This is a genomic window from Micromonospora sp. DH13 (assembly GCF_020873825.1).
In the GTDB taxonomy this organism is placed as follows: domain Bacteria; phylum Actinomycetota; class Actinomycetes; order Mycobacteriales; family Micromonosporaceae; genus Micromonospora; species Micromonospora haikouensis.
On the sequence record NZ_JAHWGR010000005.1, the window covers coordinates 210982 to 234781 of the forward strand.

Annotated in this window: 22 protein-coding genes; 15 read left to right on the top strand and 7 right to left on the bottom strand. The window is 73.3% G+C overall.

Features of this window, described 5'->3' with window-relative positions; all coding sequences use genetic code 11:
• Window positions 1–37 precede the first annotated feature (37 nt).
• The 4 genes from LPA42_RS07220 (at window position 38) to LPA42_RS07235 (ending at window position 3337) form a co-directional block, all read left to right on the top strand.
• Window positions 38–841 (top strand): PrsW family intramembrane metalloprotease, encoded by an 804-nt coding sequence (locus tag LPA42_RS07220; RefSeq protein WP_077935153.1) that lies wholly within the window; start codon window positions 38–40, stop codon window positions 839–841.
• Window positions 842–1202: 361 nt separating this feature from the next.
• Complete coding sequence (locus LPA42_RS07225) at window positions 1203–1976, top strand: hypothetical protein (protein WP_198956380.1); 774 nt, start codon at window positions 1203–1205, stop codon at window positions 1974–1976.
• 28 nt (window positions 1977–2004) lie between these two features.
• A complete protein-coding gene (locus LPA42_RS07230) occupies window positions 2005–2502 on the top strand; it encodes a YcxB family protein (protein ID WP_077935151.1) in 498 nt (165 codons plus the stop codon).
• A gap of 88 nt (window positions 2503–2590) precedes the next feature.
• Window positions 2591–3337 (top strand): hypothetical protein, encoded by a 747-nt coding sequence (locus tag LPA42_RS07235; protein WP_144082479.1) that lies wholly within the window; start codon window positions 2591–2593, stop codon window positions 3335–3337.
• Between the two features lie 37 nt (window positions 3338–3374).
• On the opposite strand, the gene LPA42_RS07240 is transcribed toward LPA42_RS07235, so the two are convergent.
• Together LPA42_RS07240 and LPA42_RS07245 are read right to left on the bottom strand one after the other, a co-directional pair.
• Window positions 3375–3809, bottom strand: coding sequence for a globin domain-containing protein (locus LPA42_RS07240; RefSeq protein ID WP_077935149.1), 435 nt, complete (start codon window positions 3807–3809; stop codon window positions 3375–3377).
• Complete coding sequence (locus tag LPA42_RS07245; RefSeq protein ID WP_158229349.1) at window positions 3806–6430, bottom strand: AAA family ATPase; 2625 nt, start codon at window positions 6428–6430, stop codon at window positions 3806–3808. The genes LPA42_RS07240 and LPA42_RS07245 overlap by 4 nt, the downstream gene beginning before the upstream one ends.
• A gap of 647 nt (window positions 6431–7077) precedes the next feature.
• On the opposite strand from LPA42_RS07245, the gene LPA42_RS07250 reads away from it, so the two are divergent.
• The 3 genes from LPA42_RS07250 (at window position 7078) to LPA42_RS07260 (ending at window position 10413) form a co-directional block, all read left to right on the top strand.
• Window positions 7078–7758, top strand: a complete 681-nt coding sequence (locus LPA42_RS07250) for a lytic polysaccharide monooxygenase (protein ID WP_198956379.1) — start codon at window positions 7078–7080, stop codon at window positions 7756–7758.
• A gap of 271 nt (window positions 7759–8029) precedes the next feature.
• Window positions 8030–9454, top strand: a complete 1425-nt coding sequence (locus LPA42_RS07255; RefSeq protein ID WP_228986434.1) for a non-reducing end alpha-L-arabinofuranosidase family hydrolase — start codon at window positions 8030–8032, stop codon at window positions 9452–9454.
• Window positions 9455–9672: 218 nt separating this feature from the next.
• On the top strand, window positions 9673–10413 hold the full coding sequence (locus LPA42_RS07260) for a GntR family transcriptional regulator (protein WP_198956376.1): 741 nt from the start codon (window positions 9673–9675) through the stop codon (window positions 10411–10413).
• Here the strand turns inward: LPA42_RS07260 and LPA42_RS07265 are convergent.
• From LPA42_RS07265 to LPA42_RS07285, 5 genes are read right to left on the bottom strand one after another with little or no spacing between them, the layout of a single operon-like run.
• Entirely contained in the window at window positions 10361–11302 is a 942-nt protein-coding gene (locus LPA42_RS07265) for a carbohydrate ABC transporter permease (protein ID WP_077935140.1), read from the bottom strand. The genes LPA42_RS07260 and LPA42_RS07265 overlap by 53 nt on opposite strands.
• Complete coding sequence (locus LPA42_RS07270; RefSeq protein ID WP_077935139.1) at window positions 11299–12213, bottom strand: carbohydrate ABC transporter permease; 915 nt, start codon at window positions 12211–12213, stop codon at window positions 11299–11301. The genes LPA42_RS07265 and LPA42_RS07270 overlap by 4 nt, the downstream gene beginning before the upstream one ends.
• 4 nt (window positions 12214–12217) lie before the next feature.
• On the bottom strand, window positions 12218–13696 hold the full coding sequence (locus LPA42_RS07275) for an ABC transporter substrate-binding protein (protein ID WP_077935138.1): 1479 nt from the start codon (window positions 13694–13696) through the stop codon (window positions 12218–12220).
• Entirely contained in the window at window positions 13693–14700 is a 1008-nt protein-coding gene (locus tag LPA42_RS07280) for a sugar phosphate isomerase/epimerase (protein WP_077935137.1), read from the bottom strand. Before LPA42_RS07280 ends, LPA42_RS07275 begins: the two co-directional genes overlap by 4 nt.
• Window positions 14697–15794, bottom strand: coding sequence for a sugar phosphate isomerase/epimerase (locus tag LPA42_RS07285; protein ID WP_077935136.1), 1098 nt, complete (start codon window positions 15792–15794; stop codon window positions 14697–14699). The genes LPA42_RS07280 and LPA42_RS07285 overlap by 4 nt, the downstream gene beginning before the upstream one ends.
• 150 nt (window positions 15795–15944) lie before the next feature.
• Between LPA42_RS07285 and LPA42_RS07290 the strand changes: the two genes are divergently transcribed.
• The 8 genes from LPA42_RS07290 (at window position 15945) to LPA42_RS07325 (ending at window position 23792) form a co-directional block, all read left to right on the top strand.
• The gene (locus LPA42_RS07290) at window positions 15945–16226 is read left to right on the top strand and encodes a hypothetical protein (protein WP_077935135.1); all 282 of its coding nucleotides are present in this window, start codon (window positions 15945–15947) and stop codon (window positions 16224–16226) included.
• A gap of 81 nt (window positions 16227–16307) precedes the next feature.
• The gene (locus LPA42_RS07295; protein ID WP_198956375.1) at window positions 16308–16757 is read left to right on the top strand and encodes a nucleoside deaminase; all 450 of its coding nucleotides are present in this window, start codon (window positions 16308–16310) and stop codon (window positions 16755–16757) included.
• Window positions 16758–18011 (top strand): amidohydrolase family protein, encoded by a 1254-nt coding sequence (locus LPA42_RS07300; RefSeq protein WP_077935134.1) that lies wholly within the window; start codon window positions 16758–16760, stop codon window positions 18009–18011.
• Window positions 18008–19021, top strand: coding sequence for an allantoicase (alc, locus tag LPA42_RS07305; RefSeq protein WP_077935133.1), 1014 nt, complete (start codon window positions 18008–18010; stop codon window positions 19019–19021). The genes LPA42_RS07300 and alc overlap by 4 nt, the downstream gene beginning before the upstream one ends.
• Complete coding sequence (gene allB / locus LPA42_RS07310) at window positions 19018–20352, top strand: allantoinase AllB (RefSeq protein WP_198956374.1); 1335 nt, start codon at window positions 19018–19020, stop codon at window positions 20350–20352. The genes alc and allB overlap by 4 nt, the downstream gene beginning before the upstream one ends.
• Window positions 20353–20363: 11 nt before the next feature.
• Entirely contained in the window at window positions 20364–21923 is a 1560-nt protein-coding gene (gene aceB / locus LPA42_RS07315) for a malate synthase A (RefSeq protein WP_077935131.1), read from the top strand.
• The gene (locus tag LPA42_RS07320) at window positions 21923–23131 is read left to right on the top strand and encodes an aldolase/citrate lyase family protein (protein ID WP_077935130.1); all 1209 of its coding nucleotides are present in this window, start codon (window positions 21923–21925) and stop codon (window positions 23129–23131) included. The genes aceB and LPA42_RS07320 overlap by 1 nt, the downstream gene beginning before the upstream one ends.
• Window positions 23132–23177: 46 nt before the next feature.
• Window positions 23178–23792, top strand: a complete 615-nt coding sequence (locus LPA42_RS07325) for a dihydrofolate reductase family protein (RefSeq protein ID WP_077935129.1) — start codon at window positions 23178–23180, stop codon at window positions 23790–23792.
• Window positions 23793–23800 lie beyond the last annotated feature (8 nt).

Below are 23800 nucleotides of genomic sequence, written 5' to 3' on the forward strand. Positions count from 1 at the left end.
CCTTCCGGCCCCGACCTGACCTTGGAATACTCCCGGCATGGCCAAGTTCGGACGCCGGTGGGCGTGGGTAGCCGTCCTCGTGCTCGGCGTAGCCCTGTACATGCTGGTGCTGGCGACGCTCGTCGACACCCGGAACATCAACTTCGTTCCGGCGCTCATCATGCTCGGCTCCTCCATCGCCCCCGCGACGTTCCTGACGTTCGCGCAGGGTCGCTCGGGCCACTGGCAGGTGCCCGGGTCCGTGATCGCGGCGGCGGCGTTCTTCGGCGGCATCATCGGCGTGGTCGCCGCCGGCTGGCTGGAGTACGACACCCTGCGCAGCCTCGGCGCCCTGCCGATGCTGTTCGTGGGGCTGATCGAGGAGACCGCCAAGCTGGTCGCCCCCGTGCTGATCCTGCTGTTCTGGTGGCGACACCGCTCGGCCAGCAACGGCCTGGTCATCGGCGTCGCCAGCGGCGCCGGGTTCGCCGCCCTGGAGACCATGGGGTACGCGTTCACCGCCCTCGTCCAGTCCCAGGGCAACCTCGGCGACGTCGAGCAGACGCTGCTCGTGCGCGGGCTGACCGCCCCCGCCGCCCACCTGTCCTGGACCGGGCTGACCGCAGGCGCGCTGTTCGCGCTCGCCGCCGCGCCCAGCGCGCGCCGGGTGATCGTGTTCGGGGCGACGTTCGTCGCCGCCGTGGCGTTGCACGCCTGCTGGGACACCTTCGCCAGCCAGATCGCGTACGTGGTCGTCGGTCTCGTCTCGCTGGGCTGGGTGCTGCTGCAGATGCACCTGTACCGGCGGGCCGATTCCCGGGCCCGGATCGCGGTCGCCTCCGCCCAGCCGGCGCACGGCTGACCGCCGGGTGAGCCCGGTGGGGCCGGCCGACAGCCTCGCCGGCCCCACCGCCTCCGGGGGCGCGCGGTCGTCGTGCCCGCCGAAACGGCGCTCACGGTCGTCGATATTGCCGGAACGGGTGCGGCGTGCTGGAATGGATCACATCGCCGCAGCACGGGGGCAACCGCGCTGGGAACGGTGAGCACGGGAGCATCGCAGCGCCGGCACCGCGCCGCTTCGGCGGGCGCGTGCCGCATCGCCGGGCAGTTCCGCGACGACGGGCAGGTGCCCCGTCGTCCATTTCCCGTCCCGCCACAACCGAGACGTGCGACCTCCGACCCGCCGTGAACGGCCGAGGCTCCGGACGTCATGGAGGATGACCATGCGCAGTTTCCTCGCGGTGCTCACCGCCGCCCTGATCATCGGCAGCGCGGCCGGCAGCGTCCCGGCCGGCGCGTCGGGCGGCTCCCCGCGGTCCTGCGACCGTGACCTGCTCTTCTGCGAAGACTTCGAGCGGCTGCCGATCGGTGGCCCCAGCACGTTGAAGTGGGGCGTCGACACGCGCAACGGCACGCTCGCCGTCGAGCGGGCCCGCCACGGCAACCAGGTGTTGCACGTCCACACCGTCGACAACGGACGCGCCTTCCTGCGCGTCGATGACTTCGCCGCACCGGGTAACCGCTTCTTCGGCCGGATGCGCCTGCGCGTCGACGCGTTCCCCACCGCCCCCGACTGGGCGCACTTCACCCTCGTGGAGGCGACCGGCACGGGCAGTTCGGAGGTCGTGCGCCCGGTCGGCGGCCAGTACGCGCCGACGGTCCCCGGCACCTTCTGGGGCGTGGGCGCCGACGGCGGCCCGACCGGCGACTGGACCAACTGGCGGGAGTCCGCCCCGGTCACCGAGGACACCTGGCAGTGCTTCGAGTGGGAACTCGACCCGGCGGACAACCGTGTCGCGGTGTGGATCGACGGCGTGGCGAACCCGGAGCTGACCGCCTCCACGACCGAACACGGCGGCAACGACGTTCCCTTCGTCCTGCCGGCGGTCGACACGGTCAAGATCGGCTGGCAGCTCTACCAGGGCGGCACCACGCCGGGCGAGTTCGACCTCTGGATCGACGACATCGCGCTCTCCACCAAGCGGCTCGGCTGCTGAGGCCGGGCGGGAGCACTATCGTTCTGGCGTGCACATTCGCTTCGATGTACCCGCCGACCCTGCCTACCCGGGCCGCGTGGCTGCGGCGCTCAGCAGCGTCCGGCTGCGGAGGTACGGCCTGGTCGGCGCGGTGCTGACCGTGGTCGGGGCGATCGGGTTCGTCGTCTCGCGGGGGTCCGCGCGGGGCGAGCAGTTCTCGTCGCTGTGGCTGTCGCTGCTCGTGGGCGGCCTGCTGTCGATGCTGTACGCGCCGTGGGTGCGGTGGCGGGCCCGGCGGCGGTCCGGCAGCTATGCCGTCGAGGGTGGCTACGACATCACCGACGACAACATCATGATGCGCAGCGGCTCGGAGTCCGGCGGCATCGCGTGGGACGGGGTCGACCAGGTGCGGGTCACCCCGGAGTTCTGGATCGTGTACGTCGGCCGGACGCCGGCGACCGTGATCCCACGCGGCCTGATGTCCGCCGAGGACGCCGAGACGCTGCGCACCTTCATGACCGCGCGCGGGCTGCTCCAGGACCGGTGACCCGTCCTGCACCGACGGGCCCGTCGGTGCAGGACGGTCCGGATCCCGGGGCAGCGGGGAGGGACCCGCGGCCGGCAGAATAGGCCCGGTGAGGGCGGTCTCCCGGTGGTTGGTGTACGGCTCGGTGGCGCTGTGCGCCGTGGTGGCCCTGCTGGCGGCCGGCGCGTACTGGTTCTTCCTCCGCCCCTCGGATCCGCTGCACGACAGCGCGGTCGCCGACGCCGCCACGAAGGTGGACGCCGTGGAGCAGCGCTTCGACTACGACCACATCTACAAGGCCGACGACTTCGTGCACTCCGCCGGCCAGCACCCCGACGTCACGGTGCTCTCGGTGCGGGGCGAGACCCACTGGCAGACCGGCGTGACCCTGGTGCTGCGGGTCGTCGGGCACGGCGTCGAACTCGGCGCGGACCGGTCGGTGATCGACGAGCGGGACGTGCCGATCTGCTTCCGCCTCGAACTGGGTCCCGACGAGGACAGCCGCGACGACGACATCGACTGCCCGGCCGTCGAGCCCGTGCCGGTCAGCAGGGACCCGTCGCTGCGGGGCGTCGACGACCGGCTGGCGAAGGCGCTGGAGAAGGCCGAGCCCACGGAGGCGTCCGTCCGGGCCGCGCTCGCCGGGCTCGGGATCGATCCCGCCGTACGCCAGGAGGTCCTCAGCCAGGGCGGCCAGGTCGGCGTGGCCCTGCGGGCGGCGCAGTACGACTGCCTCATGGCCCGCGTCACCGCCGACGGTGCCCGGCTCTGGCGGCCGTCGCACACCCAGCTCGCGCCGGGCGAGCTGAGCTGTTCGGCGCAGGTGGCCCTGAGCGGCGTCTTCGGCCGGAACTGACGGACCGTCCCGCCGCCGGGGCCCAGGACGGGAGGCGTCAGCGGCGGAACAACGACGGCTGACGGGCCCGGGTGGTGCCCATCATCATCGCCTCGGACACCATGTCGTACGCGCCCCGCCAGGCGCTCGCGCGCGCCTCGGTCCACGCCTCGCCCAGCTCGGCCGCGAACGACTCCAGCAGCAGGTCGCGGAAGAGCCGGTAGTGGGCGGCACGGACCCCGTACCCGCCGTGCCGGGCCCCGAGTAGCCGGGCCCGGGCCAGGAACCCGTCGAGGTCCGGGATCGCCGCCACGATGGTCTGCAGCTCCTCGGCGAACTTCTCCCGCTGGCCGGCCAGCTCCGCGGGGAACATCGCCCGCAGTTCCGGGTGGTGGGCGAACACCCGCCCGTAGAAGTCGTCGGCCACCGCGTCCAACCGGGGGCCCATCGCCCGCAGGCTGTCCCGCACCAGCTCCACCTGCTCCGGGCTCACGCCCCACCGTCCTCTCCGGCGCGGGCCCGACCCACCGGGCCGATCATCTCGGCCAGCCCGCTCCGGCTGTTCACCCCGCACTTGGCGTAGATGCTCTGCAGGTGGTTGTCCACGGTGCGCACCGAGATGACCAGGGTCTCGGCGATGCTGCGGCTGCTCTGGCCCCCGGCGACCAGCAGCGCGATCTCGCGTTCCCGGGCGGTCAGCGGCTGCTGCGCCGACGAGGTGAGCAGGCCCGGAGTGCGCGCCCCCTCGCAGCGCGCGGCGAGCGCCGCCGCCTGGTTGGCGCACAGCGCCGCCTGCCGGGGGCGGCCCGCCGACCGGTGCAGGTCGGCGGCGGTGACCAGCGCCTCCGCCGCGAACAGGTCCGCACCGCACGCCTCGAACGCGCGGGCCTCCGCCGCGAGCGCCTCCGGGTCACGGTCGAGCACCGCCCGAGCGTGCCCGACCCGCGCGGCGGCGAGCTGGCCCTGCACGCCCGACACCGTGAGCAACTGCCGGGCGGCGTCCTGGTCGCCGAGCCGCACCGCGTCGTGCAGCAGCTCCACGGCCAGCCCCCGCCGGCCCCGGCCCAGCGCGGTCGCGGCCCCGGCCAGCAGCTCCTGGCGGGCCTCCCGCTGCTGCCCCGCGCCGGCCAGCGCCCAGGCCCGGGCGGCCGGCGTGACGAGGTCGCGCTCCGAATCGTCGAGCGGGTCGTCCGGGGCCGGCGCGCCCTGCCAGGCCAGCGAGACGACCAGCCCGGACAGCGCCCCGCCGAGGGCCGCCGGGCGGCCGGTCCCGCGCAGTTGGGCGAGCGCCTCCCGGAAGTGCCGTTCGGCGGTGGCGACCCGGCCGCGCAGCAGCGCGAGCGCGCCGAGCTGGGCCGAGAAGACCCCGATCAGCGAATCGACGCCGTCGCCGACCGCCAGGCGCAGGCCCCGCCGGACGGCCTGCGTCGCCTCGTCGAGGCGGCCCTGCCGCAGCAGCGCCTCGCCGAGCACGGTGAGCTGGGTGGCCGGGTGCGACACCACCATCCGGTGGTCGAGCCGCTGGTGCAGGTCGACGCCCCGTTCCGCGCCGGCCACCGCGTCGACCATCCGCCCGGCGTCGACCAGCAGGGTGGCCTGCGTCCGCAGCCACAGCACCCGGCTGAGGTCGTGGTGCTCGTCGGCGGGCTCGTCGCCCAGCCGCCGCAGCGCCGAGTCGGTGTCCGTCTCGTTGAGCAGCAGCGCCTCCACCGCGGCGAGCGCCGGATGGTCGGGCGGCACCTGGGCGCGTACGTCCGCCAGGCAGGCGTCCGCCCCGGCCACGTCGCGCAGGCCGTGCAGCAGGTTGAGTGCCCGGGTCACCGCGAGCCGCAGCAACGGGGGCCCGCCGGCCACCCCCGCCGCCGCGGCGAACGCCCGCTCCGCCTCGACGTAGCGGGCCTGCTCGTGCAGGGCCGCGCCGAGCAGCAGGCCGACCGCCGGATCGGGGCCGTGCCGCAGCGCGGCCTCCGCCAGGCGCGCGGTGCGGGGCAGGTCGTGTGCGAACCGGGCCAGGTGGGCGGCCCGGGCCAGCAGGTCCGGGTCGGCGGTGCCGGTCGCGTCGAGCCGCCACGAGGCCAGCCGCAGCGGGTCCCCACTGCGCCGGGCCCCGTAGGCCTCGATCCGGTCGGCCTGGGTGAGCAACAGCGACCGGGCGCGCAGCCGGGGCATGGCCCGTTGCAGCGCCTGGGCGTGCAGCGGATGGACCAGGGTGAGGTCCTGTCGGCGGCCGTCCTCCCGGACCTGGACCAGGCCCTGCTCCTCCAGATCGGCCAGGACGTCCATCGGTGAGTGCGCCAGCAGGTCGTCCACGCCCAGCGGCTCGCACAGGGCCAGCAGTTCGAGCACGGCGCGGTGCCCGGGGGTCAGGGCGTGCAGCCGTCGGCTGACCATCTCCACCACGCCGGCGCTGCCGGTCAACGGGCCGGTCAGCCGCCACGTCCCGTCGGTGCAGACGAGGGTGCCGTCCCGCTGCCCGCAGCTCACGAGTTCCCGCAGGTAGAGCACGTTGCCCTGGCTCGCCTGCCAGAGCGCCTCGCTGGCCGCGGCGCTGACCGGGCCGCCGAGGGCGAAGTGGAGCAGGGTCTCGACGCTGCGCCGTTCCAGCGAGTCGAGCCGCAGCCGCAGCGCCCGCCCGTCCCGCCACCGGCTGTCCAGCGCGTCCGGCACCTGGCTCTCGGTGCGTTGGGTGGCGATCACGAAGAGGCTTCCGTCGGCCAGCAGGAACTGCAACAACGCCAGGGAGACCGTGTCGAGCAGGTCGACGTCGTCCACCGCGAGGACGAAACGCCGGCCGCCGGTCTGCTCGCGCAGCCGGTGGCGCACCGCCTCGAAGAGTTGGTGCGGATCGGCCAGTTGGACCTGGGCCGGCAGCAGCGGGGCCAGCGCGGACAGCGGTACGGCGGAGGCGCTGGCGGTGGCGGCCACGTGCGCGACCGGGTGGCCCCGGGACTCCGCCTCGGCCAGGCACTCCCGCGCCAGCCGGCTCTTGCCGACCCCGGACGCGCCGGTCAGCAGCACCGCGTCGAGGTGCCCGGCGACGAGCGCGTCGGTCACCTGTTCCACCTCGGCGTGCCGGCCGACGAACGGCCAACCGATCGCGGTCGCAGTCGCCACCGTCGCCCCCTGTCCTGCCCGGTCTCCCCGGTTGCCGGCAGCACGGCCCGCCAGCCGGCCCGGCGGGGCCAATCCTCGCACCCGTGGCGACGGCCGGTGATCGTCCGAAGGCACAGCACGGCTCGGGCGGCCGGTGGTTCCGGACGCCCGTTGTTCCGTACGGATCACCAGGTCAACGGGGCGGAGCGGACCTGCGGGCGGAGCATCACCACGAGGGCGTCCGGCACGGGCAGGTTCGGCCGGCGGCGGGCGGGGCGGCGGCGACGGGGGAGACGGTCGCGGCCGTGACGGCGGCGAGGGCAGCCGCGGCGAGGCGTCGGCGACGGCGTCGGCGGTGTCTCTCGGCACGGGCAAAGGTGGTGTACGGCATGGCTTCGTCGCTCCTGGACCGGTGAACCGGGAGCCCGGCTCGCTGGAACCAGTCTCGGGGCGACGCCCGGCCGCATCCTGAGCAACGACTACTCAACCCGGCCCTGACCCGGCTACCTACCTGGGGCGAGGGCCCGGATCGAAAGCGCGGGAAGCACGCCGAATGTCCTGCTCGGCCAGGTATCTATAGATGATCATTGATATAGTGACCTATTGGTGCGATGCTGGTGGAAAGCGCTCTTAACCCTATATTGAGCGCCGGAGAAGGAGGATGTGCTGTGCTTCCACCCCAGTCCGATCAATCCGGTCGTCGGTCCCCCTCGGCCGTCCGCCGGTCCGTGCAGGCGCTCGTCGTGGTGTTCGCCATGCTGGCCGGCACGCTGACCTGGGCCGGCGCGGCTCAGGCCCACGGCACCATCGTCAGTCCGGCAACCCGCGCCTACCAGTGCTGGCAGGCATGGGGCAGCCATCACACGGATCCGGCCATGCAGCAGCAGGACCCCATGTGCTACCAGGCATTCCAGGCCAACCCGGACACCATGTGGAACTGGATGAGCGCGCTCCGGGACGGCCTCGGCGGCCAGTTCCAGGCCAAGACCCCCGACGGGCAGCTGTGCAGCAACGCCCTCAGCCGGAACGACAGCCTGAACAGGCCCGGCGCGTGGAAGAAGACCAATATCGGTAGCAACTTCTCGATCCAGCTCTACGACCAGGCCAGCCACGGCGCTGACTACTTCAAGGTCTACGTCAGCAAGCAGGGGTTCAATCCCGCCACCCAGAGTCTCGGCTGGGGGAACCTCGACTTCATCACGCAGACCGGGCGCTACGCGCCGGCGCAGAACATCACGTTCAACGTCTCGACCTCCGGATACACCGGCCACCACATCGTCTTCGTCATCTGGCAGGCGTCGCACCTCGACCAGGCCTACATGTGGTGCAGCGACGTGAACTTCTCCTGATCGGCAAGACCGACCGCACTGGCACTGCTCCGGGCCGGAACGCCGTTCCGGCCCGGAGCAGTGCCCGCTGCTGCGTGGCCGGGCCCCCGCGCGGACGCGGCCCGCGCGGTCCTGAGCCAAGGCTCAGCTTCATTGCGCCGTAAGAGTTGGCCGGTCATCAATGTCTTGAGGCGATGGGAGCGCTCCCGTAACATACCTGACGCGGCTGTTAACGGTCACATGTAGAGGCCACCACCAATTGCAGGCCGCCGTCCCATCAGGAGGATGCCTTATGGCAAGATCCAAAGCGACCAATGTTGGTGTGGTGTCCGCCGGCGTCGCGTTGCTGGCTTCGGCGACGGTCGCCGTGGCATTGCCGGCCAACGCCGCAGCCGCCGGCTGCTCGGTGAACTATGCCGTGTCGTCGCAGTGGCAGGACGGATTCGGCGCCAACGTGTCGATCACCAACCTGGGCGACCCGTTGAGCAGTTGGACGCTGACGTGGTCCTACGGCGCGGGCCAGAAGGTCACGCAGGCGTGGAACGCGACGGTCACCCAGAGCGGGACTGCGGTCACCGCGAAGAACGTGAGCTACAACGGGGCGATCGCGACCAACGGCTCGGTGTCGTTCGGCTTCAACGGGTCGTGGTCGGGCAGCAACCCGGTGCCGACGAGTTTCGCCGTGAACGGCGTGACGTGCAACGGCGGCACGACGCCGACGACCCCGCCGACGGGGTCCCCGACCACCCCGCCGACGACGCCGCCCCCCACGACGCCCCCGCCGACGACGCCCCCGCCCACCGGCACCTGCAACCTGCCGTCGACGTACCGGTGGTCGTCGACGGGCGCGCTGGCGCAGCCGAAGTCCGGCTGGGTCTCGCTGAAGGACTTCACCGTCGCCCCCTACAACGGCAAGCAGCTCGTCTACGCGACGACCCACGACTTCGGCACCAGGTGGGGCTCGATGAACTTCGGGCTGTTCACCAACTGGTCGGAGATGGCCACCGCGAGCCAGAACACCATGTCCTCGGGGACGGTCGCGCCGACCCTGTTCTACTTCGCGCCGAAGAACATCTGGGTGCTGGCCTACCAGTGGGGCGGGGCGGCGTTCAACTACCGCACGTCGACCGACCCGACCAACGCCAACGGGTGGTCCGCGCCGCAGACGCTGTTCACGGGCAGCATCACCGGCTCCGGCACCGGGCCGATCGACCAGACCCTGATCGCCGACGACCGGAACATGTACCTGTTCTTCGCCGGGGACAACGGCAAGATCTACCGGTCGAGCATGCCGCTCGGGAACTTCCCGGGCAGCTTCGGCTCGTCGTACACGACGATCATGAGCGACACCCAGGCGAACCTGTTCGAGGCGGTGCAGGTCTACAAGCTCCAGGGCCAGACCCGGTACCTGATGATCGTCGAGGCGATGGGCGCGCAGGGCCGCTACTTCCGCTCGTTCACGGCCACCAGCCTGGACGGCAACTGGACGCCGCAGGCGGCGACGGAGAGCAACCCGTTCGCCGGCAAGGCCAACAGCGGTGCGACCTGGACCAACGACATCAGCCACGGTGAGCTGATCCGCACCAGCGCCGACCAGACGTTCACCGTCGACCCCTGCAACCTGCAGCTGCTCTACCAGGGTCGTTCCCCCAGCTCCAACGGCGTCGACTACGGCCTCCTGCCGTACCGGCCGGGTCTGCTGACCCTGCAGCGCTGACAGCGCGAGCCGACGCTGACGGCGTGAGTCAGCGGCCGGCGTGAGTTCGATCGAGCGGCGGGTCCGGCGCAGGCCGGGCCCGCCGCATCGTGTCCGGCCTGCGCCGGGCACCACGAGCGCTCGCTGCGCTGCAATAATGTATACTTTGTGCAGCTATTGCTGATGACGGCGCCGTGACTCCGACCGCTGTCGACACCGCGAGGATGGAGCCCGTAGGCGTGGCCGAGCCGATCGGAACGGCGGACCGCTCGCTGTCCGCCCAGATCTACGAGCACCTGCGCACGGCGATCATCGAGGGCGAGATCGCACCCGGCACCAAGATGCGCGAGCAGTGGCTCGCCGACCAGCTCAGCGTCTCCCGGGTGCCACTGCGGGAGGCCATCCCGCTGCTGGAGGCCGAGGGGCTGGTCTACACCGCGCCCCGGCGCGGCACCTTCGTCACCCAGTTGACCCTGCGGGACGTGGACGACCTCTTCGACGTGCGGGAGAGCCTGGAGACCCTCGCCGCCCGGCTCGCCGCCCAGCGCAGCGGCCAGCCCGAGGCGAAGGAGACCGTCGCCGCGTTGCAGGACAACCTCCAGCGCGCCAAGCGTGCCGTGCAGGACGGCGACGATCCCGCCATCGCCGCGACCAGCGCCGAGTTCCACCGGCTCGTCGTCGAGCTCTCCGGCAACGCCCTGCTGCGCACCATGATGCGGCCGATCAGCGGCCGGGTGCAGTGGCTGTTCCGGCTGACAGCCGCCCGGGACCCCAGGGCGGCCTGCCGCGCCCACGAGAAGCTGCTGCGGGCGATCCTGCGCGGCGAGGTCGAGCGGGCCGGCGAGCTGGCCTTCGAACACATCGCCAGCGGGCGCAAGCCGTCGCTGGTCCTGCTCGCCGACGTGCTGCCGCTGGACGGCCGGGCCGCTACTTCAGCCCGGCCGTCAGCATCCCGCGCACGTAGTGGCGTTGCAGGCTGATCGAGAGCAGCACCAGCGGGATCGTGATCACCGTGGCCGCCGCGAACATCTCGCCGTACATCGGCTGGTTGTTGGCGTTGGTCTGGAGCGCGGCCATCGCGACCTGGGCGACCTGGCGTTTCGGGTCCTGCATCGCCACCAGCGGCCAGAAGTAGTTGCTCCACGACCAGATGAACTGGATCAGGGCCAGCGAGGCCAGCGTCGGCCGCACGTTGGGCAGCGCGATGCGCCAGAACAGCGTCCCGACGCCGGCCCCGTCGACGGCGGCGGCCTCGAACAGCTCCTCCGGGATGTCCCGGAACCCCTGCCGCATGAGGAAGACCCCGAACGGGTTGCAGACGAACGGCAGGAACAGCACGGGGTACGTCGACAGCAGCCCCAGGCCCTTGACCACGTCGTACAACGGGACGACGGTCGCCTCGATCGGGATGAACGCGCCCACCATGCAGAGCGCGAACAGCGGCTCCCGGAACCGGAACCGGATGCGGGCGAAGGCGTAGCCGGCCAGGGTGCAGACGACCAGCGACCCGAGGACCTGCCCCGCCGAGGCGACGAGCGTGTTCCACATCGTCCGGCCGAAGCCGAGCTCACCGAAGAGCCGGCCGAGGTTGCCCAGCGTCGGGTCGCTCGGCAGCACACTGCGCCAGGTCAGCGGGTACGCGTCCGCGACGACGCTCGCGGTGGTCTTGAACGCCGACAGCGCCATCCACAGCAACGGGAAGCCGAACAGGACCGCCACCAGCACCATGCCGAGCGCGGCGGGCAGCCGGCGTACCCCGCGCCACAGCGGCGCGGAAGCGGAGCGACGCCGCGCGGTGGCCGGCGGCGTCTCGGGGCGGGACAGCGCGACGGCCGGGGCGGCCGCCGTCCCGGCGGTGCGAACGGTCATGTCTTCTCCCGCAGGGCGACGCCCTGGATGAGGGCGACGACGCAGACCAGCACGAGCATGCAGACCGTGGTGGCCGCCGCGACGCCGTGGGACGAGTACTGGAACGCCTGTTGGTAGGCGTAGTAGGTGAGGTTGGTGGTGGCGTCGTCCGGGCCGCCCTGGGTCATCAGGTTGACCGGGGTGAAGATCCGGGTCCCCGAGATCGTGGAGACGAAGAGCGCGACCAGCACGTAGCGGCGCAGCAGCGGCAGGGTGATGGCGCGGAACCGGCGCACCGGGCCGGCCCCGTCCAGGCTGGCCGCCTCGTGCAGCTCCGGCGGCACGTTCTGCAGCCCGGCCAGGAAGATCAGCACGGCCAGCCCGACGTTCTTCCACGCCGACATCACCACGATCGCCAGCAGCGCCTGCGACGGCGAGGTGAGGAACGGCTGCGCGTCCAGGCTCACCATCCGCAGCGCGGAGTTGAACAGGCCGTGCGTCGGGTCGTACAGCTGGTTCCACACCAGCACGGCGACCGTCTCCGAGGCCGCCAGACCGGCGATCACCATGATCCGCAGCAGCCCACGGGCCGGCAGCCGCGAGTTGATCAGCTGGGCCAGGCCGAGCGCCAGCGGGATCTCCACCACCAGCGTCAGGACGATGTAGAGAACCGTGTTGCGCAGCGCCGCGACGAACTGCGGGTCGTCGAGGAGCGCCGAGTAGTTGGCCAGGCCCACGTAGCCCCGGCTGGCCCCGGTGAAGGGATTGAACGACTGGAGGCTCTGCCAGCCGGCCACCACGATCGGATAGAACTGGAACAGCCCCAGGCCGACCAGCAGTGGCGTGACCAGCAGCCACCCGGCCCGGGAGGAACCCTCCCAGGCCGGGCGGCGAGCCACGGGTCGCACGCGGTGCCGGACCCCGATCGTCATGGGTCTACCGGTACTTCGCGAGCAGGTCGTCGATCTGCTTGGCCGTGGTGTGCAGCGTCGCCGCGGGGTCGGCGCCGAGCGCGATGTTCTTCACCGCCGGGTTCATCGCGTTGAAGTAGTCGAAGTAGCCGACCGTGCGGGGCACGCCCGAGCTGGCCTTGGCCAGGGCCACCGCGAGCTGCTGCTTCTCGCCCTGGTATTCCTGCATTTGGGTGATCAGCGAGGTGCGCGCCGGCACCGACCCCCACATCCGGGCGAAGCCGATCCGGTTGGCGTCGTTGCACAGGTACGCGACCAGGGCGACGGCCTCGTTCGGGTTCTTCGACCCGGCCCAGACGATCGGGGAGTCGGAGGCGTTGCAGCCGAACAGGGTCCGGCCCTTCGGCATCGGCGACACGCCCCAGCCGAACTTCGGCTTGCCGCCGGCCGACTCGTAGAGGTTCGCCATGCTGAACGAGTCCATCGACAGCGCGGCGGTGCCGGCGGTCAGCTGGTCGGGCACCGCGCCCTTGGGGGTCAGGTCCTCGCTGAAGAAGGTCTGGTAGTTCTTCATGCCCTGGATCGCGCCCGCGCTGTCGACGTACCCGGTGACGCTGAACCCGTCGTCGCTCACCCCGGCCCAGGTCTTGTACTCGTCGGAGTCCCTGGCCGCCGCCGGGTCGCCCATCATCCGGATCCAGAAGCTCTCGTGCTGGGTGTAGTTGGAGCCGGGGCCGCCGTTGCCGGCCGTCGACGCCGCCATCGCCCACAGCGAGCTGTCCGTGGCCTTCAGGTTCTTGGTGAGGGCCCGCATCGCGTCGATCATCTGCTCGATCGTCCAGCCACCGTCGATGCTGGTGGTCTCCGGCGGCGGGGCCACCTTCGCCTTGGCGAACAGGTCCCGGTTGAACAGCAGGACCTCGACGTTGTTGTCCCAGGGCAGGCAGTAGAGGTTGCCGTCGGCGGAGGCAGCCTCGCGCAGCGGGGCGTAGATGTCGGTGAGGTAGGTGTCGGTGAAGTAGCCGGTCAGGGGCAGCGCGATCTTGCCGGCGGCGTAGGCGGGGGTGAAGTCGTTGCGGCCCATCATGACGTCCGGCGCGTCGCCCGAGGCCACGTAGACCTTGAGCTTGGTGGGCAGGTCACCGTAGGGGACCAGCTCCTCCTTGATCGTGATGTTCGGGTACGCCGCGGTGAACTTCGCGTACAGGCCGGTGAAGAAGTCGTTGACCTCGGGGGAGTAGCTCTGCCGCATGAAGCGCAGGGTCACCGGCTTGGCGGTCAGCTCGGGGCCCTGGTAGCCGCCGAGGTCGATCTTGTAGCCGCCGGGGCCGGGGCCCGTCGCGACGGGGGCGGCGCTCGCCCCGGTCGCGGCGGAGCCGGTGTCGGAGCCGCAGGCCGTCAGCGAGGCACCGAGGGCGGTGAGGCCGGCGACACCGGCCACGCCCCGCAGGAGGTGGCGACGATCGACGCCCGAACGACGAGCGTGGAGGGGGGAGGTGCTCATCTGTGGTGGATCCTTCCTGAACCGGGGGTCAGCAGCGAGCGGGCGGCGGTGGTGGTGGCCGCCAGCCGGTGGGTGGGCCGGGCCTGCTGTGCGCGCAGGCCGGCGAGGCGGGCCGGGTCGAGGGCGGCGGTGCACCGCACCGCCTGCCGCAGGACCTCGGCGTAGTCGGACAGGGGCAGGTCGGGGTGGTCGGCGTGCCAGCCCGGGTCGAACGGGGCGGCGGTGAACTGGCCGCGGTGCAGTTCGACCCAGCGGGTCGGGGAGTGCGGGCGGAGGGTGTCGATCAGGGCCGGCCAGTCGACCTGGCCCTCCCCCACCGGGCAGAGCAGCCGGGTGGCCGTGTCACCGTCGAGGACGAGCACGGCGTCGTCGAGGATCAGCTGGGCGACCGCCGCGCCGAGGCGGCCGGCGGCGACGACCGGATCCTCCAGGTTGACCAGCAGGTTCACCGGGTCCAGCGACGCGCAGGCGACGTCCGCGCCGACAGCGTCGACCAGCCGGGCGACCTCGCCGCCGGTGATCTCCTCGTGGGTCTTGAGGGCCAGGCGCAGCCCGTGGTCGCGCAGGACCGGCGCGAGCCGGCGCAGCAGTCGCGCGGTCAGGTCGAGCTGATCGGGCCAGGGGGTCAGCCGGTCGTAGCGGTCCTCGATCCGGCCGACGATGACCAGCAGCTCCCGCCCGGGCAGCAGGGCCGACGTCTCGACCATCCGGGCCAGGCCGGCCCGGACGTCGCCGTCGCCGGCGGCGAGCAGCCGGGCGTCCTGCCCGACGCGGAACGGGTGCAGGTTGACCGAGCCGACCGCCACCTCGACGCCCCGTTCCGCGGCGGCGTCGCGCCGGGCGGCGATCTCGCCCGGGTCCAGCGTCGGGCTGACCTCGAAGACCGAGCCGAAGAGGCAGGCGGCGAAGCCGTGCCCGGCGGCGCGGGCGATCGCGGTGTCCGCGTCGAGCCGCTCGTCGGCGAGGCTCCCGGCGAACACGCCCAGGCGGTCGGCGTCGGTCATCCGGCCAGCCCCGCCTCGGCGACGATCGTCCGCAGCACGTCGGCGCTGGCCCGCGCGGCCTGGACGGCCTCGTCGAACCCGAAGGTGTCCGGCGCGCACTCGTCGAACGTCGGCAGCGTGCCGGCGGCGATCAACGCGTCGCTGTGCCGGGCCAGTTGGAGGTAGGCGCCGAGTTCGGCGACCGACATGTCGGGGTGGCCGGCCTGCCACGCGGGGTCGAAGACCTCGACCAGGGTGCGGCCGCGCAGCGGTATCTGCTCGGTGGTGAAGGTGGGGTAGGTGACGGCCACCTCGTCCCAGGGCTGCGCGTTCTCGATGGTGATGGTGAGGTCGGGGTTGGCCGCGTGCAGGATCGGCAGGATCGCCCGGAGGTCGACGACGCCGAGGCCGACGGTCCGCTCCTGGTAGAGCACGCCGTCGGGGGTCAAGCTCAGCGCGGCGTCCTTGATGTGGGTCTGCCGGACGTACGGGGCCACCCGCTGGGCGGTGCGCAGCGGGTGCTCGCCACGCTGGAGCAGGTTGGAGGTGTCGAAGACGATGCCGAACGTGTCCGGGCCGGCCGCCTCGACGAGGCGGACCACCTCGAAGCTGGTGATCTCCTCGTGCGTCTCCAGGTTGACGTGCACCCCGTGGTCGCGGGCGATCGGGGCGAGCCGGCCCAGGAACTTGGCGGTGGCCGCCAGCTGGTCGGACCAGTCGACGTCGGTGCGGAACCGGTCGTAGGCGTAGCGGCCGCCGTAGGGCTTGTAGTTTGCGGTGCCGGCCCACAGCTCGGTGATGCCGACCCGGGCGCAGGCGGCGATCATGCGGGTGAAGCCGAGCAGCGTGTCGCCGTCGCCGGCAGCCCGCAGCTCGGGGGCCTCCGCCATCGCGTACGGGTTGACCTTGCCGAGGCCGGCTTCGAGGTAGAGGCCCAGCTCGTCGGCGCAGTCCCGCACGTCGCGGAGCACGCCCGCGTCGAGGGTCGGGGTCATGTCGAGGACGGTGCGGAAGAAGATGCCGTCCATGCCGAGTTCGTGCGCGTACCGGACGTTGTCGACCGGGCCGCGCCCCACGCTCCCCGGTATCTTGCGACCGTCGATGCCGATCCGCATGGCTGTCGGTGCCTCCTGTGGTCGTCCTGGCGGTGGCGACCGCAACCGCTGCGAGTTGTATACAGAACACAAGTCACAGAACAATTTCCGCGTGTTGCAGTCGTGTTTCCGGGGTCGGCAGGTGTTGGACCGTGTGCCACCATCGGCGCCATGACCAGAATCGACACCGCCGTCTCGCCCGGCGACCTCGACCGCGCCCCGGCCGGGGCGCTGGCCCGGCTCGCCACCGAGATCCGGGCGCTGCACCGTCGGATGCACCCCGCTGACGTGGTCGTCGTCGATGTGCCGTGCGGCGTCCTGGCGATGGGGCGGCACGAGGTGCCGGCGCTGGCGATGCTCTTCGAGCACCACGACGCCGACCCGTCCACCGCTGCGGTCGCCTGGGAGCGCGCGGTCGGGTATCTCGCCACCGGGCGGCTGGAGCGGGGCTGACCCGGCCCCCCGAAGCATCGCCGAAACAATCGGCTTCTAGTGTTCTGTATACCAAGAAGCCGAGGATTCCGGAGGTGTGCCGTGCAGGCAGTCGACCAGGACCAACTGATGAGCGAGGCGCTGGACATGGCCCGCGAGGCGCTCGCCGCCGGCGACCATCCGTTCGGGTCGGTGGTGGTCACCGCCTCGGGAACGGTCGCCGAGCGCAACCGGGTCGTCTCGACCAGCGACCCGACCGCGCACAGCGAGGTGATGGCCCTGCGGACCGCGGCGGCCCGGTGGGGCATCGACAGCCTCCGGGGCGCGCTGCTGCTCACCACCTTCGAGCCGTGCCCGATGTGCTTCGGCGCGATCCTGGAGGCGGGCGTCGGCGCGCTGGTGATCGGGGCCCGCCGCACCGTCGGGGAGGCCCCGCTCGGCGACTACACCGTCGAGGCGCTGCTGGGCCTGCTCGGGCGTGCCGGTGACATCGCCGTCGCCCAGGACGTGCTCGCCGCGCCGATCGCCGAGTTCTACGCCACGGCGGGCTGAGTGGGCACCGCTCCCCGCCCGCTGGCACTGCGCGCCGCGCGGATCCTCACCGGCGACGGCGAGCCGGCCCGACCCGACGCCGTGGTGCTGGTGCGCGGCGGCGCGATCGAGGCGGTGTGCGCCGCCACCGACCCGTTGCCCGACGACACCGTCGTGCTCGACCTCGGCGACGCCACGCTGCTGCCCGGCTTCGTCGACGCGCACGCCCACCTCACCCTGCCGGCCGACCGGCGCGGCTACGAGGCGGTGCACGAGCTGCCCGACCCCGACCTGCTCGCCTTCGGCCGCGCGAACGCCGAACGTCACCTGCGCTGCGGCGTGACGACGGTCCGCGACAACGGGGCGCGCGGCACGCTCGGCGTCCGGCTGCGGGACCTCCTCGCCGGCGCCCCGGCCGCGCCCCGGGTGCTGGCGGCCGGGCGTCCGCTCACCCCGCCCGGCGGTCACTTCCACTTCTGCGGCGGCACCGCCGGCACCCCCGCCGAGATCCGGGACGCCGTGCACCGGCTGGCCGACGAGGGCGTCGACCACATCAAGATCATCGCTTCGGGCGGCGGCACCGCCGGCAGCCGGCCCGAGGAGTGCACCTACTCCGGGGAGCACCTGCGCGCGGCGGTCGGCGCGGCCCGGGCCCGGGGACTGCGTACCGCCGCGCACTGCCGGGCCGCCGAGTCGGCACGCCAGGCCGTGGCCGCCGGCGTCGACTGCCTGGAACACCTGGACTTCCTGCGCCCGGTGGCCGGCGGCGACCCGACCGTCGAGTACGACGCCGAGACGGTGCGGATGATCCGCGACGCCGGGACGTACCTGAGCATGACCATGCAGGCCGGCGGCTACGACACGCTGCTCGACCAGCGGGGCCGACCCGACCCCGACGAGCGGGTCGTGGCCCGGCTGGAGCGGTACTTCCGCGACAAGCTCGGCGTGCTGCGCCGGCTGCTCGACGACGGACTGGGGGAGCGGATCGTGATCAGCACGGACGCCGGGCCGGCGGACACCCGGTTCGGCCGGTTCCACCTCGGTCTCGCCCTGGCCGCCGAGGCGGGCTACCCCGCCGCCGACGTGCTCCGCGCCGCGACTACCCGGGCCGCCGAGGTCTGCGGGCTCGGCGCGAGCACCGGCCGGATCACCCCCGGCCACGCCGCCGACCTCGTGGCGGTCGGCGGCGACGTGCTGGCCGACGTCGCCCGCGCGGCGGACGTCCGGCTGGTGCTGGCCCGGGGAACCGTCGTCGGCACCGGGATCCCCGCGTGAACGCCCACCCGGTGGACCTCGCGTCCCGCGCCCTCGGCGGTTCGGTGCCGTGGGCCACCGACGAGTTCTTCGCCGAGAAGGAACGCCTCGTCCAGCCCGGCCCCGCCGCCGCCCACCCCGAGTTCGGCCCGCGCGGCAAGGTGTACGACGGCTGGGAGACCCGCCGCCGCCGGCCCCGGGCCACCGCCGACGACGCCGACCGGGTGATCGTCCGGCTCGGGGCGAGCGGCGTGGTCGAGCGCCTCGTCGTCGACACCGCGCACTTCACCGGCAACTACCCGCCGCTGGTCTCCGTCGACGCCACCACGGTCGACGGCCACCCCGCGCTCGCCGACGTGCTCGCCGCGCCGTGGCAGCCGCTGCTGCCCCCGTCACCGGCGGCCGGCGACCGGGAGAACAGCTACCCGCTGGCCGACCCCCGGCGCTGGACCCACCTGCGGCTGGCCATCCACCCCGACGGCGGGGTCGCCCGGCTGCGGGCGTACGGCCGGGTGCTGCCCGACCCGCGGCTGCTGACCACGACCGTCGACCTCGCCGCCGTCAGCAACGGCGCGGTGGTCGAGGACTGCTCGGACCGGTTCTACTCCGACCCGACGCACCTGCTGCTCCCCGGCCGCGCCCGGTCGATGGGCGAGGGCTGGGAGACCGCCCGCCGCCGCGACGACGGGCACGACTGGGTGCTGGTCCGGCTCGGCCTGCCCGGGACCTGCGAACAGGTGGTGGTCGACACCACCCACTTCCTCGGCAACGCGCCCGACGCCGTGGAAGTGACCGGCCGGGTCGCCGGCACCGACGACTGGGTGCCGGTGCTGCCGCCCACCCCCGTGCAGCCCGACCAGCGCCACCGGCTCCCGGTCGCCGCCGGCCCCGAACTGTCGCACGTGCGGGTGGCGATCCACCCCGACGGCGGCTTCGCCCGGCTGCGGGTGCTCGGCACGGTGTCGGCCGCCCGCCGCCGCGCGGCCCTGGCCGAGTGGCAGACGACCGGCGGCACCGGAGGACCAGCGTGATCGTCCTGCGGGCCGACCGGGTGGTGACCCCCGACGGGATCCGCCCCGCCGCCGTGGTGGTCGGTGACGGCCGCGTCGTCGCCGTCACCGACCGGCACGCGCCCGTCGACGGCGACCAGGTCCGCCTGGCCGACGACGAGGTGCTGCTCCCCGGGCTGGTGGACAGCCATGTGCACGTCAACGAGCCGGGGCGCACCGAGTGGGAGGGGTTCGCCAGCGCGACCGCCGCCGCCGCGGCCGGCGGCATCACCACCCTCGTCGACATGCCGCTCAACAGCGTCCCGCCCACCGTCGACGCCGCCGCCCTCGCCGCCAAGCGGGCCGCCGCCCGGGGTCAACTCGCCGTCGACGTCGCGTTCTGGGGCGGCGCGGTGCCCGGCAACGCCGAGCGGCTGCGGGCGCTGCACGACGCCGGGGTCGTCGGGTTCAAGTGCTTCCTGGCCCCGTCCGGGGTCGACGAGTTCCCGCCGCTGGACGCCGTCGCACTGCACACCGCCATGACGACGGTCGCCGGCTTCGACGGGCTGCTCGTCGCGCACGCCGAGGACCCGGACGTCCTCGCCGCGGCACCGCCGCCGGTCGGCCGCCGCCACCTCGACTTCGTCGCGTCCCGGCCGCCCGAGGCGGAGTCGCGCGCCGTCGCGCGGCTGGTCGACACGGCCCGCCGCACCGGCTGCCGCGCCCACGTCGTGCACGTGTCCAGCGCGGCGGTGCTGCCGCTGCTGCGGGCGGCGAAGGACGAGGGGCTGCCCGTCACCGCCGAGACCTGCCCGCACTACCTCGTGCTGCGCGCCGACGAGGTCCCCGACGGAGCCACCGAGTTCAAGTGCTGCCCGCCGATCCGGGACGACGCCAACCGCGCCGCGCTGTGGGCCGGACTGCGCGACGGCACGATCGACTGCGTCGTCTCCGACCACTCGCCGTGCACCGCCGGGCTCAAGGCGCTCGACACCGGTGACTTCGCCGCCGCGTGGGGCGGCATCGCCTCCGTACAGCTGAGCCTGCCGCTGGTGTGGACCGAGGCCCGGCGGCGGGGAATCGGCCTCGACCGGGTGGTCGGCTGGATGGCCGCCGCGCCGGCCGCCCTCACCCGGCTGTCCGGACGCGGGGCGATCACCGCCGGCAACCGGGCCGACCTGGTGGTGTTCGCCCCGGACGAGACGTTCGTGGTCGACCCAGCGCGGCTCGCGCACCGCCACCCGGTGACCCCGTACGCCGGTCGCCGGCTGCGCGGCGTCGTCCGGCAGACCTGGCTCGCCGGCCGACCGGTGCGACCCGGCGAGCGCCGGGGCAGACTGGTGGCCCGGACATCGACGGAAGTCTTCGGGTAGGAAGGACGACAATGACCGTCATCGTCAGCGGGCCGGAGGTCGACCGGGCCGGGGAGATCCTCACCCCCGACGCGCTCGACTTCGTCGCCGGCCTGCACCGCCGGTTCGCCGCCACCCGGGCGGAGCTGCTGCGCAGCCGCGCCGAACGCCGCGCCGAGGTCGCCCGCACCGGGCGGCTCGACTTCCTCCCGGAGACGGCCGACGTCCGCTCCGGCGACTGGCGGGTGCCCCCGCCCCCGGCCGGCCTGACCGACCGGCGGGTCGAGATCACCGGTCCCACCGAACGCAAGATGATGATCAACGCGCTGAACTCCGGCGCGAAGGTGTGGCTGGCCGACCTGGAGGACGCCAACACGCCGCACTGGCACAACGTGGTGTCCGGCCAGGTCAACCTGCGCGACGCGATCGCCGGCACAGCCTCGTTCACCGCCGCCGACGGCCGGGAGTACGCGCTGCGCACCGACGCGCCGCGCGCCACGATCGTCGTCCGGCCCCGAGGCTGGCACCTCGACGAGCGGCACCTGCGCATCGACGGGACACCCGCGGTGGGGGCGCTTGTCGACTTCGGCCTCTACTTCTTCCACAACGCGCGGGCGCTGCTGGCCGCCGGCTCCGGCCCGTACTTCTACCTGCCGAAGATGGAGAGCCACCGCGAGGCGCGGCTGTGGCACGAGGTCTTCGCCGCCGCCGAGGAGCACCTGGGGCTGCCGGCCGGGACCATCCGGGCCACCGCGCTCATCGAGACCATCCCGGCGGCGTTCGAGATGGCCGAGATCCTCTACGAGCTGCGCGAACACGCGGCGGGGCTCAACGCGGGGCGCTGGGACTACCTGTTCAGCATCATCAAGTACTTCCGCGACGCCGGCCCGGCGTACGTCCTGCCCGACCGCGCATCGCTGACCATGACCGCGCCGTTCATGCGCGCGTACACGGAGCAGTTGGTGCGGACCTGTCACGCCCACGGCGCGATGGCGATCGGCGGCATGGCGGCCTTCATCCCGTCGCGCCGCGACCCGGAGGTCAACGCGCGGGCGCTGGCCAGGGTCCGGGCCGACAAGCAGCGCGAGGCCGCCGACGGCTTCGACGGCTCCTGGGTCGCCCACCCGGATCTCGTCCCGGTCTGCCGCGAGGAGTTCGACGCGGTGCTGGGCGGGCGCCCTCACCAGCTCGACCGGCGCCGCGACGAGGTGGCGGCCGACGGCGCCGCCCTGATCGACCTGTCCGCGTCGGTCGCGCCCCCGACGGCCGCCGGGCTGCGCGCCAACGTCTCGGTGGCGCTGCGCTACCTGGCCGCCTGGCTGGCCGGCAGCGGCGCGGTCGCCATCGACAACCTGATGGAGGACGCGGCGACCGCCGAGATCTCCCGCTCCCAGGTCTGGCAGTGGGTGCACGGCGCGGTCACCCTCGACACCGGCGAGCCGGTCACCGCGGAACTGGTGCGGCGGCTCGTCGACGCCGAACCGCTCGGCGGGCCGCACGCCGACGCGGCCCGGGAACTCTTCGTCGAGGTGGCGCTGGCCGACGAGTTCGTCGACTTCCTCACCCTGCCCGCCTACCGGATGATCGACTGATGGTGGACCCCGCAGTCCTGCGCCGGCTCGACGCCCTCCTCGCCGACGACGACCGGCAGCGGGCCGCGCGCTACCCGGGCCTGGCGCCGACGGGCCAGCCCGTGCACACCGTCTACGTGCCGGCCGACCGGTACGGCCCGGACACCGTCGACGAGTGGCGGGCCGCCGCGCTCGCGGCGCTCGACCGGCACGGCCCGCTGCCCGGCGTGGCCGACGCGCTGGCCGCCCGGGTCCGCGCCAAGCTCGCCGCCGAGCCCATCGAGGACCTGCGGATCGACTTCGAGGACGGGTACGGCGTCCGGGACGACGCCGAGGAGGACGCCGCCGTCCGGGCCGCCGCCACCGCGCTCGCCCGGGGGCCGGTGCCCCGCCACGTCGGGCTGCGGATCAAGTCGCTGGAGCCGGCGACGCGCCGCCGGGCGGTACGCACGCTCGACCTCTTCCTCGACGCGCTGCTGCGGCACCGGACCCTGCCCGACGGGTTCCGGGTGACCCTGCCGAAGGTGACGTCGCTGCCCCAGGTCGAGGCGATGGTGCAGCTCTGCGCCGAGTTGGAGGCCGCCCACCGGCTGCCGTCCCTGCGCTTCGAGATCCAGGTGGAGACCCCGCAGGCCGTGCTCGGGGCCGACGGCACCGCGACCGTCGCCCGGATGGTGCACGCCGCCGCCGGGCGCTGCGTCGGGCTGCACTACGGCACCTACGACTACTCCGCCGCGCTGGGGGTCGCCGCCGGCTGGCAGAGCCTGGAGCATCCGGTGGCCGACCACGCCAAGGCGGTGCTCCAGGTGGCGGCGGCCGGCACCGGGGTCGCGGTCAGCGACGGGTCGACCAACGTGCTGCCGGTCGGCGACCGCGCGGCGGTGCACGCCGGCTGGGAGCTGCACCTGCGGCTGGTCCGCCGGTCCCTGGAACGCGGCCTCTACCAGGGCTGGGACCTGCACCCCGGGCAGCTGCCCACCCGCTTCGCGGCGACGTTCGCCTTCTATCGGGACGGGCTGCCGGCGGCTGCCGGGCGGCTGCGGGCGTACCTCGACCGGGCCGACAGCGGCATCCTCGACGAGCCGGCCACCGCCCGGGCGCTCGCCGGGTTCCTGCTGCGCGGGCTGGACTGCGGGGCGCTGGACGACGCCGAGGTGGTCGGCCTGGCTGGCGTCGACCGATCCCACCTGCGCGAGACGGCGGGTGGCCGGCCGATGAGTTTGGGATGATGCGCCGGTCTGCCTACCGAATCACCTGATCCCAAGGGGGCATCCGATGGCGAAGGTCATCTCCACGCTCTTCATCTCGGCCGACGGGGTGGCCGAGATCGATCCCGACTGGCACATGCCGTACTTCGACGAGAACATGGGCCGCGCCGTCGGCGAGGACTACGACGCCGCCGACGTGCTGCTCATCGGCCGCGAGACCTACGACAGCTTCGCCGGGGCCTGGCCCGACCGCGAGGCCGCCGGTGGGGACGACGCGCCGTTCGCCAAGCAGCTCGGGGACATGCGCAAGGTGGTCGTCTCGCGCCAGCCGTTGGAGTTCTCGTGGCGCAACTCCGAGCTGGTCGACGGCGATCTCCTGGAGGCTGCCGCCTCGCTCAGGGCCGACGCCGGCATCCGGGGCGTTCTCATCCCCGGCTCGATCTCCGTGGTGCAGCAACTGCTCGCCGCAGGGCTGGTCGACGAGCTGCGCCTGCTGGTGCATCCGGTGGCGGCGCGCAAGGGGCGCAGGCTGTTCGACGAGGGGGACGCGCCGTACCACCTGAGGGTGACGGCGACGGAGGCGTATCCGACGGGTGTGCTCCGCGTGATCTACGCCCCCACCGCGGCGCCCGGGAAGGTCGGCTACGACGAGATCAAGGACCAGGTGCCGGGCGGGAGGTAGCGCGCGGG

Coding starts and splice junctions, on each gene's coding strand:
- LPA42_RS07320 (WP_077935130.1), top strand. CDS start 21,923: ATGGTGGACCCCGCAGTCCTGCGCCGGCTCGACGCCCTCCTCGCCGAC.
- LPA42_RS07255 (WP_228986434.1), top strand. CDS start 8,030: ATGGCAAGATCCAAAGCGACCAATGTTGGTGTGGTGTCCGCCGGCGTC.
- LPA42_RS07280 (WP_077935137.1), bottom strand. CDS start 14,700: ATGACCGACGCCGACCGCCTGGGCGTGTTCGCCGGGAGCCTCGCCGAC.
- LPA42_RS07265 (WP_077935140.1), bottom strand. CDS start 11,302: ATGACCGTTCGCACCGCCGGGACGGCGGCCGCCCCGGCCGTCGCGCTG.
- LPA42_RS07325 (WP_077935129.1), top strand. CDS start 23,178: ATGGCGAAGGTCATCTCCACGCTCTTCATCTCGGCCGACGGGGTGGCC.
- LPA42_RS07225 (WP_198956380.1), top strand. CDS start 1,203: ATGCGCAGTTTCCTCGCGGTGCTCACCGCCGCCCTGATCATCGGCAGC.
- LPA42_RS07220 (WP_077935153.1), top strand. CDS start 38: ATGGCCAAGTTCGGACGCCGGTGGGCGTGGGTAGCCGTCCTCGTGCTC.
- LPA42_RS07285 (WP_077935136.1), bottom strand. CDS start 15,794: ATGCGGATCGGCATCGACGGTCGCAAGATACCGGGGAGCGTGGGGCGC.
- LPA42_RS07290 (WP_077935135.1), top strand. CDS start 15,945: ATGACCAGAATCGACACCGCCGTCTCGCCCGGCGACCTCGACCGCGCC.
- LPA42_RS07275 (WP_077935138.1), bottom strand. CDS start 13,696: ATGAGCACCTCCCCCCTCCACGCTCGTCGTTCGGGCGTCGATCGTCGC.
- aceB (WP_077935131.1), top strand. CDS start 20,364: ATGACCGTCATCGTCAGCGGGCCGGAGGTCGACCGGGCCGGGGAGATC.
- LPA42_RS07270 (WP_077935139.1), bottom strand. CDS start 12,213: ATGACGATCGGGGTCCGGCACCGCGTGCGACCCGTGGCTCGCCGCCCG.